Source organism: Pseudomonas sp. B20, from assembly GCF_020515755.1.
In the GTDB taxonomy this organism is placed as follows: Bacteria; Pseudomonadota; Gammaproteobacteria; order Pseudomonadales; family Pseudomonadaceae; genus Aquipseudomonas; species Aquipseudomonas syringae.
Window position 1 is genome coordinate 212,849 of the sequence record NZ_JAHPJG010000009.1, and the last position, 17,549, is coordinate 230,397.

At 58.6% G+C, this 17,549-nt stretch carries 22 protein-coding genes; 12 read left to right on the forward strand and 10 right to left on the reverse strand.

The window, feature by feature from the left end; all coding sequences use genetic code 11:
- Window positions 1-790 precede the first annotated feature (790 nt).
- Together LIX91_RS12500 and LIX91_RS12505 are read left to right on the forward strand one after the other, a co-directional pair.
- A complete protein-coding gene (locus tag LIX91_RS12500; RefSeq protein WP_003418820.1) occupies window positions 791-1,252 on the forward strand; it encodes a tetratricopeptide repeat protein in 462 nt (153 codons plus the stop codon).
- Window position 1,253: 1 nt separating this feature from the next.
- Entirely contained in the window at window positions 1,254-1,865 is a 612-nt protein-coding gene (locus LIX91_RS12505) for a superoxide dismutase (protein WP_226488548.1), read from the forward strand.
- 186 nt (window positions 1,866-2,051) lie between these two features.
- Here the strand turns inward: LIX91_RS12505 and LIX91_RS12510 are convergent, their stop codons facing one another.
- The 10 genes from LIX91_RS12510 to LIX91_RS12555 form a co-directional block, all read right to left on the reverse strand.
- The gene (locus tag LIX91_RS12510) at window positions 2,052-2,324 is read right to left on the reverse strand and encodes an HPr family phosphocarrier protein (protein WP_226488549.1); all 273 of its coding nucleotides are present in this window, start codon (window positions 2,322-2,324) and stop codon (window positions 2,052-2,054) included.
- Between the two features lie 15 nt (window positions 2,325-2,339).
- Window positions 2,340-3,197 carry an RNase adapter RapZ gene (gene rapZ / locus LIX91_RS12515; RefSeq protein ID WP_003413405.1) on the reverse strand — a complete coding sequence of 286 codons (858 nt, stop codon included), beginning with the start codon at window positions 3,195-3,197 and terminating at the stop codon, window positions 2,340-2,342.
- 2 nt (window positions 3,198-3,199) lie between these two features.
- Window positions 3,200-3,664 carry a PTS IIA-like nitrogen regulatory protein PtsN gene (ptsN, locus tag LIX91_RS12520; protein ID WP_032699712.1) on the reverse strand — a complete coding sequence of 155 codons (465 nt, stop codon included), beginning with the start codon at window positions 3,662-3,664 and terminating at the stop codon, window positions 3,200-3,202.
- A gap of 10 nt (window positions 3,665-3,674) precedes the next feature.
- Window positions 3,675-3,983 carry a ribosome hibernation-promoting factor, HPF/YfiA family gene (gene hpf, locus LIX91_RS12525; protein ID WP_002555091.1) on the reverse strand — a complete coding sequence of 103 codons (309 nt, stop codon included), beginning with the start codon at window positions 3,981-3,983 and terminating at the stop codon, window positions 3,675-3,677.
- A 75-nt stretch (window positions 3,984-4,058) separates the two neighbouring features.
- The gene (locus LIX91_RS12530; protein WP_003340639.1) at window positions 4,059-5,552 is read right to left on the reverse strand and encodes an RNA polymerase factor sigma-54; all 1,494 of its coding nucleotides are present in this window, start codon (window positions 5,550-5,552) and stop codon (window positions 4,059-4,061) included.
- Window positions 5,553-5,735: 183 nt separating this feature from the next.
- On the reverse strand, window positions 5,736-6,461 hold the full coding sequence (gene lptB / locus LIX91_RS12535; protein ID WP_003313594.1) for an LPS export ABC transporter ATP-binding protein: 726 nt from the start codon (window positions 6,459-6,461) through the stop codon (window positions 5,736-5,738).
- Window positions 6,462-7,007, reverse strand: a complete 546-nt coding sequence (gene lptA, locus LIX91_RS12540; protein WP_003413399.1) for a lipopolysaccharide transport periplasmic protein LptA — start codon at window positions 7,005-7,007, stop codon at window positions 6,462-6,464.
- A complete protein-coding gene (lptC, locus tag LIX91_RS12545; protein WP_003413393.1) occupies window positions 6,994-7,566 on the reverse strand; it encodes an LPS export ABC transporter periplasmic protein LptC in 573 nt (190 codons plus the stop codon). The genes lptA and lptC overlap by 14 nt, the downstream gene beginning before the upstream one ends.
- Before the next feature lie 8 nt (window positions 7,567-7,574).
- A complete protein-coding gene (locus LIX91_RS12550) occupies window positions 7,575-8,114 on the reverse strand; it encodes a KdsC family phosphatase (RefSeq protein ID WP_226488550.1) in 540 nt (179 codons plus the stop codon).
- Window positions 8,114-9,088 carry a KpsF/GutQ family sugar-phosphate isomerase gene (locus LIX91_RS12555; RefSeq protein WP_003418815.1) on the reverse strand — a complete coding sequence of 325 codons (975 nt, stop codon included), beginning with the start codon at window positions 9,086-9,088 and terminating at the stop codon, window positions 8,114-8,116. The genes LIX91_RS12550 and LIX91_RS12555 overlap by 1 nt, the downstream gene beginning before the upstream one ends.
- 304 nt (window positions 9,089-9,392) lie before the next feature.
- On the opposite strand from LIX91_RS12555, the gene LIX91_RS12560 reads away from it, so the two are divergent.
- The 10 genes from LIX91_RS12560 (at window position 9,393) to hisC (ending at window position 17,384) form a co-directional block, all read left to right on the forward strand.
- Entirely contained in the window at window positions 9,393-10,202 is an 810-nt protein-coding gene (locus tag LIX91_RS12560) for an ATP-binding cassette domain-containing protein (protein ID WP_003313589.1), read from the forward strand.
- A complete protein-coding gene (gene mlaE, locus LIX91_RS12565) occupies window positions 10,202-10,999 on the forward strand; it encodes a lipid asymmetry maintenance ABC transporter permease subunit MlaE (protein ID WP_003313588.1) in 798 nt (265 codons plus the stop codon). The genes LIX91_RS12560 and mlaE overlap by 1 nt, the downstream gene beginning before the upstream one ends.
- Window positions 10,999-11,466: an outer membrane lipid asymmetry maintenance protein MlaD gene (mlaD, locus tag LIX91_RS12570; RefSeq protein WP_003313587.1), complete on the forward strand. Its 468-nt coding sequence runs from the start codon at window positions 10,999-11,001 to the stop codon at window positions 11,464-11,466. Before mlaE ends, mlaD begins: the two co-directional genes overlap by 1 nt.
- 10 nt (window positions 11,467-11,476) lie before the next feature.
- Window positions 11,477-12,127 carry a phospholipid-binding protein MlaC gene (locus LIX91_RS12575; RefSeq protein ID WP_003418814.1) on the forward strand — a complete coding sequence of 217 codons (651 nt, stop codon included), beginning with the start codon at window positions 11,477-11,479 and terminating at the stop codon, window positions 12,125-12,127.
- Window positions 12,124-12,429 (forward strand): lipid asymmetry maintenance protein MlaB, encoded by a 306-nt coding sequence (locus LIX91_RS12580; RefSeq protein WP_003418813.1) that lies wholly within the window; start codon window positions 12,124-12,126, stop codon window positions 12,427-12,429. The genes LIX91_RS12575 and LIX91_RS12580 overlap by 4 nt, the downstream gene beginning before the upstream one ends.
- 115 nt (window positions 12,430-12,544) lie before the next feature.
- Complete coding sequence (locus tag LIX91_RS12585; RefSeq protein ID WP_002555079.1) at window positions 12,545-12,784, forward strand: BolA family protein; 240 nt, start codon at window positions 12,545-12,547, stop codon at window positions 12,782-12,784.
- 22 nt (window positions 12,785-12,806) lie between these two features.
- On the forward strand, window positions 12,807-14,072 hold the full coding sequence (gene murA, locus LIX91_RS12590; protein WP_003418812.1) for a UDP-N-acetylglucosamine 1-carboxyvinyltransferase: 1,266 nt from the start codon (window positions 12,807-12,809) through the stop codon (window positions 14,070-14,072).
- A 154-nt stretch (window positions 14,073-14,226) separates the two neighbouring features.
- The gene (gene hisG / locus LIX91_RS12595) at window positions 14,227-14,862 is read left to right on the forward strand and encodes an ATP phosphoribosyltransferase (RefSeq protein ID WP_002555077.1); all 636 of its coding nucleotides are present in this window, start codon (window positions 14,227-14,229) and stop codon (window positions 14,860-14,862) included.
- Between the two features lie 123 nt (window positions 14,863-14,985).
- Window positions 14,986-16,332, forward strand: a complete 1,347-nt coding sequence (hisD, locus tag LIX91_RS12600; protein WP_003418811.1) for a histidinol dehydrogenase — start codon at window positions 14,986-14,988, stop codon at window positions 16,330-16,332.
- Complete coding sequence (hisC, locus tag LIX91_RS12605; protein ID WP_100072524.1) at window positions 16,332-17,384, forward strand: histidinol-phosphate transaminase; 1,053 nt, start codon at window positions 16,332-16,334, stop codon at window positions 17,382-17,384. The genes hisD and hisC overlap by 1 nt, the downstream gene beginning before the upstream one ends.
- The last annotated feature ends 165 nt before the right edge of the window (window positions 17,385-17,549 follow it).

Genomic DNA, 17,549 nt, shown 5'->3' on the forward strand with positions numbered 1-17,549 from the left:
GTCAAGAGGACGCAGAGCGTCCGGAACGGCATGCGACGCAGAGCGTCGCACGATAGTTGCGATCATCGTTCCCTACGCTCCAGCGTGGGAATGCAGTTCACGACGCTTTGCGCCGTCAAGAGGACGCAGAGCGTCCGGAAAGGCATACGACGCGGAGCGCCGCACGATAGTTGCGATCATCGTTCCCTACGCTCCAGCGTGGGAACGCAGTTCACGACGCTTTGCGCCGTCAAGAGGACGCAGAGCGTCCGGAGCGGCATGCGACGCGGAGCGCCGCACGATAGTTGCGATCATCGTTCCCTACGCTCCAGCGTGGGAATGCAGTTCTCGACGCTCTGCGTCGCAAGAGGACGCAGAGCGTCGCACGATAGTTGAGGTTATCGTTCCCTACGCTCCAGCGTGGGAATGCATTTCGTGACGCTCTGCGTCACCCATCCGCTTGCGGCGTTGACCACCAATAACCTCCGTCCGAACCCGCGTTTTACGTTTCCCTCAAAGCATGTTCACGCTCACCGGCGCAAGGCGGTGAAGCGATCGGGCTTGTGTTGATTCTGTATCTCATTTAATAATGAATATCATTTCTAAAATGAAATGCGATCATGGGGTCTGTTCTGAGCGAGTTGTCTTGGCTGGAAACCAGCGTGGCTTGAGTCTGCGGATTCGTTGTGCGCTTGAAACCGACGATCCTCTGCTGATCGAGCATTACCTCGCCAAGAGGCGTCCCTGGCGCGATTGACCGCCACGCCCCGGCCCATGGTCGCTGCCTAGCCAACGTTCCTGGAGGTACTTCATGCAGCATTGGAAACGCACCATCGAGCAGGCCAATCGCTGTTTCAATCTCGGCGAGTGGGTCGAGGCCCGCGAGTTGTACCTTCAGGCGCTGGCGTTGGCGCAGGTCTTGTTCGAGCGCTGGGCGGATGTCGACGAAGCCGTCGCGGCCTGTGTGATTTCTCACCATAACCTGGCGGATCTGCACCTGAGTCTGGGCCAGCCGGAGGAGAGCGCCGAGTACCTGTGCGCCATCCACCAGCACCTGTTGCGGACCCTGCAGGATCAACGTCTTTCGCCCGCCCTGCGTGAAGCGGCCTTGCGCCACAGCAGCAAAACCTACGCCGAGCTGCTGAGTTTCATCAGCGAACACGGCGAATACCCGCGCACTCATCGGTTGCTGAACAGCAGCAGCGAGCATACGCGCTCAGCGCTGCAGCGCCATTCGGCAGCCCCTTCCGGACTTTTCTACGGAGCACATTGAAATGCCCTACACCTTGCCAGCACTGCCTTACGCATACGACGCCCTTGAGCCGCATATCGATGCGCAAACCATGGAAATCCACTACACCAAGCATCACCAGACGTACATCAACAACCTCAATGCGGCAATCGAAGGCACGGAGTTCGCCGACTGGTCTGTGGAGAAACTGGTCGCCAGTATCCAACAGTTGCCTGAAAATCTGCGCCCCGCAGTGATCAATCAGGGTGGCGGCCATGCCAATCATTCGTTGTTCTGGGAGGTCATGGTGCCGGGCGGGGGAGGTTTACCCAAAGGCGCTGTCGCGTCGGCGATTGACGAACAACTGGGCGGCTACGAACGCTTCAAGGAGGCATTCACCAAGGCCGCGTTGACCCGGTTTGGCAGTGGCTGGGCATGGCTGAGCGTCACGCCTGACAAGAAGCTGGTGGTGGAAAGCAGTGGTAACCAGGACAGCCCGTTGATGAACGGCAACACGCCGATTCTGGGGCTGGACGTGTGGGAGCACGCTTACTACCTGCGCTATCAGAACCGTCGTCCCGAATACATCAATGCGTTCTACAACGTGATCAATTGGGATGAGGTGTCCCGCCGTTATCAGGCCGCTCTGGCCTGAGCCTGGCAGCCGGACCCAAGGCGGCGTATGCGCTCCGGATTCCTCACGCTCAGCAATGTGCGGTTATTTCGTCTGGCGGTCGGGAGCGTGTTGCTGTTGGCGGGTATGGCGCTCCTGGTTGCCCATGGGCTGAACTGGATGCGCGTTCAAGGCTGGTGGTGACGGATACCGAGTTTGTCCGAGGGCTTATTCGCCTTCATCAAACCGGTTGTCGATCAGCTCGACCAGACCCTCGAGCGCTTCCTGTTCGAATTCGCCTTCGGTGTGCAGGTGGATCTCGGTGCCCTTGCCGGCAGCCAGCATCATCACGGCCATGATGCTTTTGCCGTCGACCATGCTCTCCGGAGTGCGGCCGACCCTGATCTTGCAGGGAAACTTGCCTGCGACGCCGACGAATTTGGCGGCAGCGCGGGCGTGCAGGCCCAGTTTGTTGATGATGGTGATTTGACGAGCGGGCATCGCAGTGAAAATCCTTCAGCTGAGGTCGCGGTGGCGAACCTGAACGTTCTTGAGTGATTGTTGCAAGACCTGACCAAGCCGCTCGGTCAGGTAGACCGAACGGTGGTGTCCGCCGGTGCAGCCGATGGCAATGGTAACGTAAGAACGGTTACTGGCTGCAAACCGGGGTAGCCATTTGTTCAGGTAAGCGAAGATGTCCTGAAACATTTCTTCGACATCAGGCTGCACCGACAGGTAGTCGATTACGGGTTGTTCAAGCCCCGAGTGGTCGCGCAGTTCTGGCTTCCAGTACGGATTGGGCAGGCAGCGCACGTCGAATACCAGGTCTGCATCGACAGGCATGCCGCGCTTGAAACCAAACGACTCGATCAGAAACGCAGTGCCTGGTTCGGGCTTGTTCAGCAGACGAAGCTTGAGCGCGTCGCGCAACTGATAGAGGTTCAGGTGGGTGGTGTTGATCTTCAGGTCGGCCAGATCGATGATCGGGCCAAGCAGTGCAGTCTCGTCGCGTATCGCTTCGGCCAGCGAACGATCTGCCGTGCTCAGGGGGTGGCGGCGCCGGGTTTCCGAGAAGCGCTTGAGCAGGGTGGCTTCGTCTGCATCCAGGTACAGCACGTCGCACTGAATATTGCGCGAACGTACTTCATCCAGCATCTGCGGAAAACGGGTCAGATGGCTGGGCAGGTTGCGGGCATCTATCGAAACCGCCAGCAAGGGTTCGGCGAGTTCTGTGTTGATCAGCGCGCGTTCGGCCAGCTCCGGCAACAGGCCGGCCGGCAGGTTATCGACGCAGTAAAAGCCGCTGTCTTCCAGTACATCGAGCGCCGTACTCTTGCCTGAGCCGGAGCGACCGCTGACGATGATCATGCGCATGGTCAGTTTCCGTTCTGCACGTCCAGCACCACCTGATAAAGCGCCTCAGCGCTTTGGGCGCTGCGCAGACGCTTACGCACATCTTTGTCGTCGAGCATGCTGGCGATCTGGCGCAGCAGCTCCAGATGCTCATCGGTAGCGGCTTGCGGGACCAGCAGTACGAACAGCAGGTCAACCGGCGCGCCATCGATGGCGTCGAAATCCACGGGTGTAGCGAGGTGAATCACTGCGCTGACAGGCTCGCTGCAGTCAGCGAGGCGGCAGTGGGGGATGGCAATACCGTTGCCAAAACCGGTCGAGCCCAGTTTTTCCCGGGCGACGAGGCTTGCGAATACCGTGTCCGAAACCATGCCCGGCACTTCACGGCCGATCAGGTTGGCAATTTCTTCGAGTACACGCTTTTTGCTGCCACCCGGCACGTTCACGAGGGAGCGGCCGGGGGTCAGGATATTTTCGATTCGGATCATTAAATGGGCGTTAGCGAGCGGCCGCACCTTTGAGGATGCTTTGCTGCTTTTCCTTATGCTTGAGCAATTGTCGGTCTAGCTTGTCAGTGAGCAGGTCGATGGCAGCGTACATGTCATCATGTTCAGCATTGGCAACGACCTCTCCACCATGGATGTGCAACGTGGCTTCGATCTTCTGCTTGAGCTTTTCGACCGTCATCGTGACCTGCACGTTGGTAATCTTGTCAAAATGCCCTTCGAGCTTCTTGAGCTTGAGCTCAACGTATTCACGAAGGGGTTTGGTCACTTCCAGTTGGTGTCCACTGATGTTGACTTGCATACAGCTTTCTCCTTTGCCAGTGCATAAAGAGGCAGGCATGGCGCCTGCCACTGGAACGCTGTGGCTCGGCCTGCATCACATCAGTCGCTTACGCTCACTGGAAGGGGCGATCCCGAGAGACTCACGGTACTTGGCGACTGTGCGACGGGCTACTTGAATGCCTTGTGCCTCCAGTAAACCAGCGATCTTGCTATCACTCAACGGCTTTTTCTGATTTTCCGCCGCAACCAGTTTTTTGATGATTGCGCGAATTGCCGTGGACGAGCATTCACCGCCTTCGGAGGTGCTCACATGGCTTGAGAAGAAGTATTTCAGCTCGTAAATGCCGCGTGGGGTGTGCATGAATTTCTGCGTGGTCACCCGCGAGATGGTCGATTCGTGCATGCCCACTGCCTCGGCAATATCGTGCAGCACGAGCGGCTTCATGGCCTCGTCGCCGTACTCGAGAAAACCGCGCTGATGTTCGACGATCTGCGTGGCAACCTTCATCAGCGTTTCGTTGCGGCTTTGCAGGCTCTTGATGAACCAGCGTGCTTCCTGCAACTGATTGCGCATGAAGGTGTTGTCTGCACTGGTGTCGGCGCGCCGCACGAAGCCCGCGTATTGCGGATTGACGCGCAGGCGCGGCACCGACTCCTGATTGAGTTCGACCAGCCAGCGTTCGTTGTCCTTGCGCACGATCACGTCCGGAATGACGTATTCGGCTTCGGTGGATTCGATCTGTGAGCCGGGACGCGGGTTGAGGCTCTGCACCAGCTCGATGACCTGGCGCAGCTCGTCTTCCTTGAGTTTCATGCGCCGCATCAGCTGGCCGTAGTCGCGGCTTCCGAGCAGATCGATGTAGTCGCTGACCAGGCGTTGTGCTTCCGTCAGCCAGGGCGTTTTTGCCGGTAGCTGGCGCAGTTGCAGCAGCAGGCATTCGCTCAGGTTGCGTGCGCCGATGCCGGCAGGTTCAAACTGCTGGATGCGGTGCAGTACCGCTTCGATCTCGTCGAGCTCGATGTCCAGCTCGGGATCGAACGACTCGAGAATCTCATCGAGCGTCTCATCGAGGTAACCCTGGTTGTTGATGCAGTCGATCAGCGTGACTGCCACCAGGCGGTCCTTGTCGGACATCGGCGCAACATTCAGTTGCCACAGCAGGTGGCTTTGCAGGCTTTCGCCGACAGAGGTGCGTGTGGTGAAGTCCCACTCGTCGTCATCGTTGCTTGGCAGGCTGCTGGCGCTGGTCTGGTAGATGTCTTCCCAGGCGGTATCGACGGGCAGCTCGTTGGGAATGCGTTCGTTCCATTCGCCTTCTTCAAGGTTGTCCACGGTAGGCGCGGATTCCTGATAAGTCGGTTCCTGAACGTCGGGGTTGGGCTTTTGTTCGATGTTGTCGGCAAGCGGGTCGGAGTGGTCGAAGTCGTCGCCTTCTTCCTGCCGCTCCAGCATAGGGTTTGACTCCAGCGCCTCCTGGATCTCCTGCTGGAGATCCAGAGTGGAAAGCTGGAGTAAACGGATTGCCTGTTGCAGCTGCGGTGTCATCGTCAGCTGCTGGCCCATTCTCAAGACTAGCGATGGTTTCATGGCAGGGGCTAAACACCTTATTCGCCGGCGCGCATGCGCCATCTACTACAGGCGCCGTGGCGCCAACTTAAGCAAATTATATGCCTGAAACCTGTGCATTTGCCTAGAGTGGTATGACAAATAAAATCTTGTCAATACACTGCGTAGGCATCAATCGGCTGCGAAGCGCAAAGGGGCAGTCGATTAAAGGCGGAACTCGTGGCCGAGGTAGACCTCTTTCACCAGCTGATTCGCCAGAATGGTCTCGGAGTCGCCTTCCGCAATCAACTGTCCATCGTTGACGATGTAGGCCATTTCGCAGATATCCAGCGTTTCCCGGACGTTGTGGTCAGTGATCAGTACACCGATACCCTTGGCCTTGAGGTGGTGAATGATCTGCTTGATGTCGCCTACCGAAATAGGGTCGACACCTGCGAACGGTTCATCCAGGAGGATGAATTTCGGTGCGGTGGCCAAGGCTCGAGCGATTTCCACGCGGCGACGTTCACCACCCGACAGGCTCATGCCCAGGTTGTCGCGGATATGGGTAATGTGGAACTCCTGCAGCAGGCTTTCCAGTTCCTTGCGGCGTGCACCGGCATCGAGCTCCTTGCGGGTCTCGAGAATCGCCATTATGTTGTCGGATACCGACAGCTTGCGGAAAATCGAGGCTTCCTGAGGCAGGTAGCCGATACCCGCGCGGGCGCGACCGTGCATGGGTTGATGGCTGACATCCAGATCGTCAATCAGCACACGACCCTGATCAGCCTGGACCAGACCCACGATCATGTAGAAGCAAGTGGTCTTGCCGGCGCCGTTCGGGCCCAGCAGGCCGACGATCTGGCCGCTGTCGATGGAGATGCTCACATCGCGCACGACCTGCCGGCTTTTGTAGCTTTTAGCCAGATGCTGGGCTTTGAGCGTCGCCATTTACTGGGCCTTCTGAGGTTGATCGGTTTTCTTTTTCGGCTGGATGACCATGTCGATACGCGGACGTGGTGTAGTCACCTTGGCGCCATTGGCCCGACCGGCGCTGACGACCTGTCTGACCGTGTCGTAGACGATCTTCTCGCCTTCCGAGGTGTTGCCATCATTGATGACCTTGGCCTTGTCGATCAGGACGATACGGTCCTGGCCGGCGTAATACTGGATGGTGACGGCATAGGCCTGCACGATCGGTTTGTCCACGGCAGGCTTCTGCTCGTAGTAGGCCAGGTTGCCGACGGAGGTGAATATGTCGACTTCGCCCTGGGCATTACGCGTGATCGTCACGGTGTTGCCCGTGATTTTCATCGAGCCCTGAGTGATGATGACATTGCCCTTGTAAGTCGCCACGCCTTTCTTGTCATCGAGCTGAGCATCGTCAGACTGGATGTGGATAGGCTGATCTCGGTCGGTTGGCAGGGACCAGGCGCTCGCGCTTCCCAGTGCTGCGCCCAGGCCGAGCAATAAAGGAAGAGTTTTAACGAGCCTCATACTGTCCTCTTACGTTGGACAGCAGGTCCATCCTGCTGTCTTTCAAATACGCTTTCATTCCCTTGGCCGTAGTGACACCGCCCGCGCCGTCGATTCTAACGTCTTGGTCGGTCTCCGCATATTCCTTCTGAGGAAATACGGTCATGCGACTGCTGGTAATAATGGTCGTACGCTGTTTTTCATCGGTGCGCTCAACACGAACGGAATCCATCAGCTCGACCTGATCGCCCCCGGACGAAACTTCACCTCGTTTGCTTTGCACGTGCCACGGAAATGCTCCGCCGCGGTACATGTTCAGATTGGGTGTCGTCAGCAGGCTCACATCTGTGGCCTTCACATGCTCGACCTTGTCGGAGGTCATGTCGTACTGAAGTGTGCCATCTGGCAGATACTGCACGCTGCGAGTATTGACCGCATAGTAGTCGATCGCCGTGTCGTCAATCGACGCATCAGGCTGGTCCATGAAGCTTTCCGGGCTGATGTTCCAGTAGCCGACCGCTGCCAGCAGCAGCGCCAGTACCCCGAGAAGCAGGAACTTGCGAAATTTTTTAGTGAACATAATGGCTTCTATAAATAGGCGGAGTGAGCCGCTTCAAGGTTGCCTTGCGCACTCAGAATCAGTTCGCAGAATTCGCGCGCTGCACCTTCGCCGCCTCGCGCCCTGGTTATTCCGTGTGCATGCTCGCGTACGAAGCCGGCAGCATTGGCCACTGCCATGCCCAGGCCGACGCGTCTGATGACGGGCAAGTCTGGCAGATCATCACCCAGATAGGCGACCTGTTCGTAACTCAGATTGAGTTCTGCCAGCAACTTGTCCAGCACTACCAGCTTGTCTTCACGTCCCTGGAACAGGTGTTCAATGCCCAGGCTCTTTGCCCGGCGCTCGACTATCTCGGTCTTGCGGCCACTGATGATCGCCGTGGTGACGCCTGAGGCTATCAGCATTTTAATGCCTTGGCCGTCGAGGGTATTGAATGTCTTTATCTCGCTGCCATCTTCCATGAAGTAAAGGCGGCCATCGGTCAGTACGCCATCGACGTCGAAGACTGCCAGCTTGATGGCCTTGCCGCGTTGCATGAGATCCTGGGTCATTATTTCGGTTTCCATTACATGACGCCTGCGCGCAGGAGATCCTGCAGGTTGAATGCGCCAACCGGACGGTCGTTCTGGTCTACGACAACAAGCGCACTGATTTTGTTGTCCTCCATGATTTTCAGCGCCTCGGCGGCGAGCATCTCGGCGTGGGCGGTCTTGCCATGAAGCGTCATGACCTCATCGATGATGGTCTGGCGGATATCGACAGGGCGGTCCAGGGTCCGGCGCAAATCACCGTCGGTGAAGATGCCGGCCAGTGTGCCATCCGCTTCGACGATGGCGGTCATACCCAAACCTTTACGAGTCATTTCAAGCAGCGCGTCGCGCAGCAGGGTGCCGCGTTGCACGCTAGGCAGTGATTCGCCGGAGTGCATCACATTCTCGACCTTGAGCAGCAGGCGGCGACCCAATGCGCCGCCCGGATGGGAGAATGCGAAATCTTCGGCGGTGAAACCGCGTGCGTCGAGCAGCGCCACGGCGAGGGCGTCGCCCATGACCAGTGCGGCGGTCGTCGAGGACGTCGGCGCCAGATTGAGCGGGCAGGCCTCATGCACGACATGCGCGTTGAGGTTGATGTCGGCAGCCTTGGCCAGAATGGACTCGGGGTCGCCGGTCAGGCTGATCATCTTTATGCCCAGGCGTTTGATCAGTGGCAGCAGGGTGACGATTTCGTTGGTGCTGCCGGAGTTCGACAGGGCCAGGATGATGTCATCACGGGTGATCATGCCCATGTCGCCGTGGCTGGCTTCGGCCGGATGCACGAAAAACGAGGTGGTGCCGGTGCTCGCCAGCGTCGCAGCGATCTTGTTGCCGATGTGTCCGGACTTGCCCATGCCGACCACGACCACACGCCCTTTGCTGGCGAGGATCATTTCGCACGCGCGCACGAAATCGCCGTCAAGACGTTCAAGCAAGCCTTGTATGGCTTCTATCTCAAGGCGAATGGTGCGTTGCGCCGATTGGATCAGGTCACTGGATTGGTTCATGTCTGGAGAGGGTCAGCCTGCTGAAAGGCGGCGATTATAGCGGTAATGAACGATTCCCTCACGTCTGATCGTCGTTGTGTTGTTTTTAAACGAATTTCCTACGCACCTGCGGGTCTGTATTCAAGCCTGTGGCCATAACATTGTGGTACAGAATAATTCAGCCAATACCTGAACCGCTCGGTTCTCTTCTTGGGGGCGGGTGGCTGCGGTGATATAGTTCGCGGCCTGTTCGGCACGCCTGGGCAGCCTCTCGGTGTTCAAAAACCGGCGGCTCGGGGTGGAAGCTGTATCGCAAGGAGTTTAGATGAGTCCTGATGACGCCTATGCGGTCGAGTTGAAAGGTGTGTCTTTCAAACGCGGTGCGCGCAGCATTTTCAATAACGTTGATATTCGTATTCCGCGCGGCAAGGTCACCGGGATCATGGGGCCGTCAGGCTGCGGCAAGACAACCCTGCTGCGCCTGATGGGTGCCCAGTTGCGCCCGAGCGAAGGGCAGGTGTGGGTCAACGGCCAGAATCTGCCGGAGCTGTCGCGCAGTGATCTGTTCGATGCCCGCAAGCAGATGGGCGTTTTGTTTCAGAGCGGTGCGCTGTTTACCGATCTGGATGTATTCGAAAACGTCGCCTTTCCCCTGCGCGTGCACACCGAGCTGCCGGAAGAAATGATCCGCGACATCGTTCTGCTCAAGCTTCAGGCCGTAGGCCTGCGCGGCGCGGTGGAACTGATGCCGGACGAATTGTCGGGCGGCATGAAGCGTCGTGTCGCGCTGGCGCGCGCAATCGCGCTCGACCCGCAGATTCTCATGTATGACGAGCCCTTCGTCGGGCAGGACCCGATTGCGATGGGGGTGCTGGTGCGCCTGATCCGCCTGCTCAACGACGCGCTGGGTATCACCAGTATCGTGGTGTCCCATGACCTCAGCGAGACGGCGAGCATTGCCGACTATCTATATGTTGTCGGCGACGGGCAGGTGCTGGGGCAGGGTACGCCTCAGGAACTGATGTCCTCGGACAATCCACGTATTCGTCAATTCATGACCGGTGAGCCGGACGGCCCTGTACCGTTCCACTATCCGGCGCCGGATTTTCGCGAAGATCTATTGGGGAAGCGCTGATGCGCAATAAGTCACTGATGGACCGGGTTCGCCTGCTGGGGCGCTCGGCCATCGATATTGTTACTGTTCTGGGGCGTTCCGGTCTGTTTCTGGTGCATGCCTTGCTCGGTCGCGGCGGTGCGGGCAGCAGTTTTCAACTGCTGGTCAGGCAGCTGTATTCGGTGGGTGTCATGTCGCTGGTCATCATTGTGGTGTCCGGCATGTTCATCGGCATGGTGCTGGCGCTGCAGGGTTTCAGCATCCTGACCAAATACGGTTCGGAGCAGGCGGTAGGCCAGATGGTTGCCCTGACCCTGCTGCGTGAACTCGGCCCTGTGGTGACAGCCTTGCTGTTCGCCGGTCGTGCAGGTTCTGCATTGACCGCCGAGATCGGCAACATGAAATCCACCGAGCAGCTGTCGAGCCTGGAAATGATCGGTGTCGACCCGCTCAAGTACATCGTTGCGCCGCGTCTGTGGGCCGGGTTTATCTCGCTGCCGATTCTGGCGATGATTTTCAGCGTGGTTGGTATCTGGGGAGCTTCCTGGGTGGCGATCGATTGGCTGGGAGTCTATGACGGTTCTTTCTGGTCGAACATGCAGAACAGCGTTTCTTTCACGAACGATGTGCTCAATGGGGTGATCAAAAGCGTCGTATTTGCCTTCGTGGTGACATGGATTGCCGTTTTCCAGGGTTACGATTGCGAGCCTACTTCCGAGGGGATCAGTCGCGCGACGACCAGAACCGTCGTTTACGCCTCGTTGGCCGTGCTGGGACTGGACTTTATTTTGACCGCTTTGATGTTTGGAGATTTCTGATGCAAAACCGTGCCATCGAAACCGGAGTCGGTCTGTTCCTGCTGGCGGGGATACTGGCTCTGCTCCTGCTGGCCCTGCGAGTCAGTGGTCTGAGCACGAGCGCGAGCACCGACACCTATAAACTTTATGCCTACTTCGACAATATTGCCGGTTTGACTGTCAGAGCCAAGGTAAGCATGGCTGGCGTCACGATCGGCAAGGTGACGGCGATCGATCTGGATCGCGATACCTTCACCGGTCGCGTCACGCTGGAGATCCAGAAGAAGGTCGATAACCTGCCTTCGGACTCGACTGCGTCGATTCTGACTGCCGGTTTGCTGGGTGAAAAATACATTGGTCTCAGCGTTGGTGGCGATGACAAGTTGCTCAAGGATGGCGGGACTATCCATGACACACAGTCGTCGCTGGTGCTGGAAGACCTGATCGGAAAATTCCTGCTCAATACTGTTAGTAAAGACGCCAAGTGAGGAGCTTCAAATGATCTCTATTCTGCGCCGTGGCCTGCTGGTATTGCTGGCCACTCTGCCAATGCTGGCGAATGCTGCGGCCACCCCGTCGGCTCACGACCTGGTGGAGCGCACCACCAAGGAACTGTTGAGTGATCTGGCGACCAATCGCGAACAGTACAAAACCAACCCAAGCGCGTTCTACGATGCACTGAACCGCATCGTCGGTCCTGTCGTGGATGCCGATGGCATCTCCAAAAGCATCATGACCGTGAAGTATTCCCGCAAGGCGACGCCCAAGCAGGTCCAGACATTTCAGGAAAACTTCAAGCGCAGCCTGATGCAGTTCTACGGCAATGCGTTGCTTGAATTCAACAATCAGGGCATCACCGTCGCACCTGCCAAGGACGAAGGCGATGATCGCACCAGCGTGGACATGCAGGTCAAGGGCAATAACGGCGCGGTCTATCCGGTCTCCTACACGCTGGTCAAGCTGAACGGCGAGTGGAAAGTGCGTAACGTTGTCATCAACGGTATCAATATCGGCAAGCTGTTCCGTGATCAGTTCGCTGATGCGATGCAGCGCAACGGCAACAATCTGGATACCACCATCAACAACTGGGCTGGCGAAGTGGCCAAGACCAAATCTACCGTTGATGCGACGCAGAAGACGGCACAATGACCGAATCTGCCGTCCGCCTTATCGGGCCGGGTGAGCTCAGTCTGATCGGTGTGCTGGATTACCGCACAGGGCCGCAACTGCGCAAGCAGGGTGCGGCACTGATCAAGTCCGGTGATCTGGCAGACCTCACGCTGGACTGCTCGGGTGTCGAGAAGTCCAGCAGCGTCGGCCTGGCCTTGTTGCTGGCGTTCATGCGTGATGCCAGGGATGCGGGCAAGTCGATGACTATCCGCTCACTCCCCGAAGACATGCGCCAGATAGCTCGCGTATCAGGTTTGACCGAGCTGCTGGGCGCCCACTGAAAGGCATTATCGAAAAAGCCCTTTATCCGGGACCTGCTTGTCGGGCTTCGCATAACATGGGCTTTTTTTGTATGATGCCAGACCCGCGCGCGTACAGCGCCGATCGAGGTTAAGCATGCAGGCCGTAGAAGTTAAAAGCTTCCTTGAAGGAAAGCTGCCGGAAATCAAAGTGGAAGTCGAAGGCGAAGGCTGCAACTTCCAGCTGAACATCATCAGCGACGAGTTGGCCGGCCTGAGCCCGGTCAAACGTCAGCAACAGATTTATACCCATCTGAACCCCTGGATTGCCGATGGCAGCATCCACGCGGTGACCATGAAATTTTTCAGCCGCGCTGCATGGGCCGAGCGTTCCTGAGCCAATTGGTGTCGAGACTCTAATGGATAAATTGATTATTACCGGCGGCGTTCGTCTTGATGGCGAAATTCGCATTTCCGGGGCAAAGAACTCTGCCCTGCCGATCCTTGCTGCCACGTTGCTGGCGGACGGACCCGTTACCGTTCAGAACCTGCCGCACCTGCACGACATCACGACCATGATCGAGCTGTTCGGTCGCATGGGCATCGAGCCTGTGATCGACGAAAAGCTCAGTGTCGAAATCGACCCGCGCACCATCAAGACCCTGATCGCCCCGTACGAGCTGGTGAAAACCATGCGTGCGTCGATTCTGGTGCTGGGCCCTATGGTCGCTCGCTTCGGCGAGGCCGAAGTGGCTCTGCCAGGTGGCTGCGCCATCGGTTCGCGTCCGGTCGACCTGCACATCCGTGGTCTTGAAGCCATGGGCGCGATCATCGATGTCGAAGGTGGCTACATCAAGGCCAAGGCACCGGAAGGTGGCTTGCGTGGTGCGCATTTCTTCTTCGATACCGTGAGCGTGACCGGTACTGAAAACATCATGATGGCTGCCAGCCTCGCTAACGGTCGCAGCGTGCTGGAGAACGCCGCGCGCGAGCCAGAGGTTGTCGATCTGGCCAACTTCCTGATCGCAATGGGTGCCAAGATTCACGGCGCAGGTACCGACACCATCACCATCGACGGCGTCAAGCGTCTGGGCCCGGCCACTTACAAGGTCATGCCTGACCGTATCGAGACCGGCACCTACCTGGTGGCCGCTGCCGTTACCGGCGGTCGCGTCAAGGTCAAGGACACCGATCCGACCATCCTCGAAGCTGTGCTGCTCAAGCTTCAGGAAGCCGGTGCGGAAATTACGACTGGTGAAGACTGGATCGAGCTGAACATGCACGGCAAGCGTCCGAAAGCCGTCAATGTGCGTACCGCGCCTTATCCGGCGTTCCCGACCGACATGCAGGCGCAGTTCATTTCGCTCAACGCGATTGCCGAAGGCACGGGGGCGGTCATCGAGACCATCTTCGAAAACCGCTTCATGCACGTGTATGAAATGCACCGCATGGGCGCTCAGATTCAGGTTGAAGGCAACACCGCCATTGTTACCGGTACCGAAGTGCTCAAGGGCGCGCCAGTCATGGCGACCGACCTGCGTGCATCGGCCAGTCTGGTGATCTCGGCGCTGGTTGCCCAGGGCGACACGCTGATCGACCGCATCTACCACATAGACCGTGGTTACGAGTGCATCGAAGAGAAGCTGCAAATGCTGGGTGCCAAGATCCGCCGCGTTCCGGGCTAGCAGCATGCGGTCCTGATGCCGCCTGGCATCGGGGCCGCCTGTTCTGTCGCGGGTGTGATTTCTGATTCGTTTCACTTCAGGTCAACAGGCCTGAGGGTTGTCACGCGCCGCTTGCGTCGTGACAAAAGTTTCCTGATAAGGACTTACGTTTCCCATGTTGACCATCGCACTGTCCAAGGGCCGCATTCTTGATGACACCCTGCCGCTTCTCGCTGAAGCGGGCATCGTGCCGACCGAGAATCCGGACAAGAGCCGCAAGCTCATCATCCCCACGACTCAGGCCGATGTGCGCCTGCTGATCGTGCGTGCCACCGACGTGCCGACCTATGTCGAGCATGGTGCCGCCGACCTGGGTGTCGCGGGCAAGGATGTGTTGATGGAATACACCGGTCAGGGCCTGTACGAGCCGCTGGACCTGCAGATTGCCAAGTGCAAGCTGATGACCGCGGGTGCCATCGGTGCGGTCGAGCCCAAGGGCCGTCTGCGCGTGGCGACCAAGTTCGTCAACGTTGCCAAGCGTTACTACGCCGAGCAGGGCCGTCAGGTCGATATCATCAAGTTGTACGGCTCCATGGAGCTGGCACCGCTGATTGGCCTGGCAGACAAGATCATCGATGTGGTCGACACCGGTAACACCTTGCGCGCCAACGGCCTCGAGCCCCAGGAACTGATCGCGACCATCAGCTCGCGTCTGGTGGTCAACAAGGCCTCTATGAAGATGCAGCACGCACGTATTCAGGCCCTCATCGACACCCTGCGCAAGGCAGTGGAGTCGCGACACCGTAGCTGATCCCTTCACGCAACGTTGAGTTGCGTCCAGCTATCCGTGTCATAGCCAAATTTCTCAGGTGCCTGCGCGGATAGCTTGGTAGCTTTAGGCTCCTGAGCATCCGCCAATTATTGAGGCCCCGCTATGACCACTCCCACTGCAATTCGCCGACTCGACGCTGCTGACCCGGATTTCGCACGACATCTGGATCATCTGCTGAGCTGGGAAAGTGTGTCTGACGACTCGGTCAACCAGCGCGTGCTCGACATCATCAAGGCGGTGCGTGAGCGGGGCGACGCGGCGCTGGTCGAGTTCACCCAGAAGTTCGACGGGCTGCAGGTTGCGTCGATGGCTGACCTGATCCTGCCCCGCGAGCGCCTGGAACTGGCGTTGACGCGCATTACTGCGGTTCAGCGCGAAGCCCTGGAAAAGGCCGCCGAGCGTGTGCGCAGCTACCACGAAAAGCAGAAGCAGGATTCCTGGAGCTACACCGAGGCCGACGGCACGGTGCTGGGCCAGAAGGTCACGCCGTTGGACCGTGCAGGCCTGTACGTTCCGGGTGGCAAGGCTTCCTATCCGTCTTCGGTATTGATGAACGCCATACCGGCCAAAGTGGCAGGCGTGACCGAAGTGGTCATGGTCGTGCCGACGCCGCGTGGTGAAATCAACGAGCTGGTGCTGGCCGCTGCCTGCATTGCAGGGGTCGACCGGGTGTTCACCATCGGCGGGGCGCAGGCTGTTGCAGCGCTGGCTTACGGCACTGAAAGCGTGCCGAAAGTCGACAAAGTGGTCGGCCCTGGCAACATCTATGTGGCGACCGCCAAGCGTCACGTGTTCGGTCAAGTGGGGATCGACATGATCGCCGGTCCTTCCGAGATTCTGGTGGTGTGTGACGGCCAGACCGATCCTGACTGGATCGCCATGGACCTGTTCTCCCAGGCCGAGCACGACGAAGATGCCCAGGCCATTCTGGTCAGTCCGGATGCCGAATTTCTCGACAAGGTGGCGGCCAGCATCACCCGTCTGCTGCCGACCATGGAGCGGGCGGCCATCGTCGAAACGTCGATCAACGGTCGCGGCGCGCTGATAAAGGTGGCTGATATGGCCCAGGCCATCGAAGTCGCCAATCGCATCGCGCCCGAGCACCTCGAACTGTCGGTCGCCGATCCGGAAGCCTGGCTGCCGCAGATCCGCCATGCGGGTGCGATCTTTATGGGGCGCCACACCTCCGAAGCGCTGGGCGATTACTGTGCCGGCCCCAACCACGTGCTGCCGACCTCCGGCACGGCGCGTTTTTCCTCGCCGCTGGGCGTCTACGATTTCCAGAAGCGCTCGTCGATCATCTATTGCTCGCCGCAAGGTGCGTCCGAGCTGGGCAAGACAGCGTCCGTGCTGGCTCGTGGCGAGTCTCTGAGCGGCCACGCGCGCAGTGCCGAATATCGAATCACTGACCCTGACTGGAAAGCAGGCAACACAGAGGACGGCAAATAATGAGCAAATTCTGGAGCCCTTTTGTCAGCGATCTGGTGCCTTATGTACCGGGCGAACAGCCGAAGCTGACCCGACTGGTCAAGCTCAATACCAATGAAAACCCGTATGGCCCTTCGCCAAAGGCCATCGACGCCATGCGCGCTGCGCTGACCGACGACTTGCGCCTGTACCCGGACCCCAACAGCGATCTGCTCAAGCACGCTGTCGCCGATTACTACAAGGTGCAGCCCAATCAGGTGTTCCTGGGTAACGGCTCGGACGAGGTGCTCGCGCACATCTTCAACGGCTTGTTCCGCCACGAGGCGCCGCTGCTGTTCCCGGATATCAGCTACAGCTTCTATCCGGTGTATTGCGGCCTGTATGGCATCGACTATGAAACGGTCCCGTTGGACGAGCAGTTCCAGATTCGTGCCGAAGACTACGCCAGGCCGAACGCCGGGATCATCTTCCCCAACCCGAATGCGCCGACCGGTTGCCTGCTCGGTCTGGACAAGGTCGAGCAGATCATCAAGGCCAGCCCTGACTCGGTAGTGGTCGTCGATGAAGCGTATATCGACTTTGGTGGCGAGACAGCCATTACGCTGGTCGATCGTTACCCGAATCTGCTGGTCACCCAGACCCTGTCCAAGTCGCGCTCGCTGGCCGGCCTGCGCGTCGGTTTGGCGGTGGGGCATCCTGACCTGATCGAGGCGCTGGAGCGGATCAAGAACAGCTTCAACTCCTATCCGCTGGACCGCATGGCCAATGTGGGCGGGGCGGCCGCTTTCGAGGATCGCGAGCACTTCGAGATGACCCGTAACAAGGTCATCGAAAGCCGCGAGGCACTGGTCGAGCAGTTGCAGGGCAAAGGCTTTGAGGTGCTGCCATCGGCAGCCAACTTCATCTTCGCCCGCCACCCGCAACATGATGCCGCAGCACTGGCCGCCAAACTGCGCGAGCAGGGCGTCATCGTCCGCCACTTCAAACAGCAGCGAATCGCCCAGTTCCTGCGCATCAGCATCGGCACGCCAGAGCAGCATCAGGCATTGCTGGAAGGTCTGAGCGACCTCTGAGAAGCGGATCGGTCAGCCCGAAAACGGGCTGACTCTGCGCTGTCACTCATCGCCGACCTGTGTGAGTAATCCACATGGCTCGAAAACACCCCGTACCTGTGGGAGCGAGCTTGCTCGCGAAAGGGCCTGTACAAACGCCAAAAATGCATCGACTGAAACACCGTC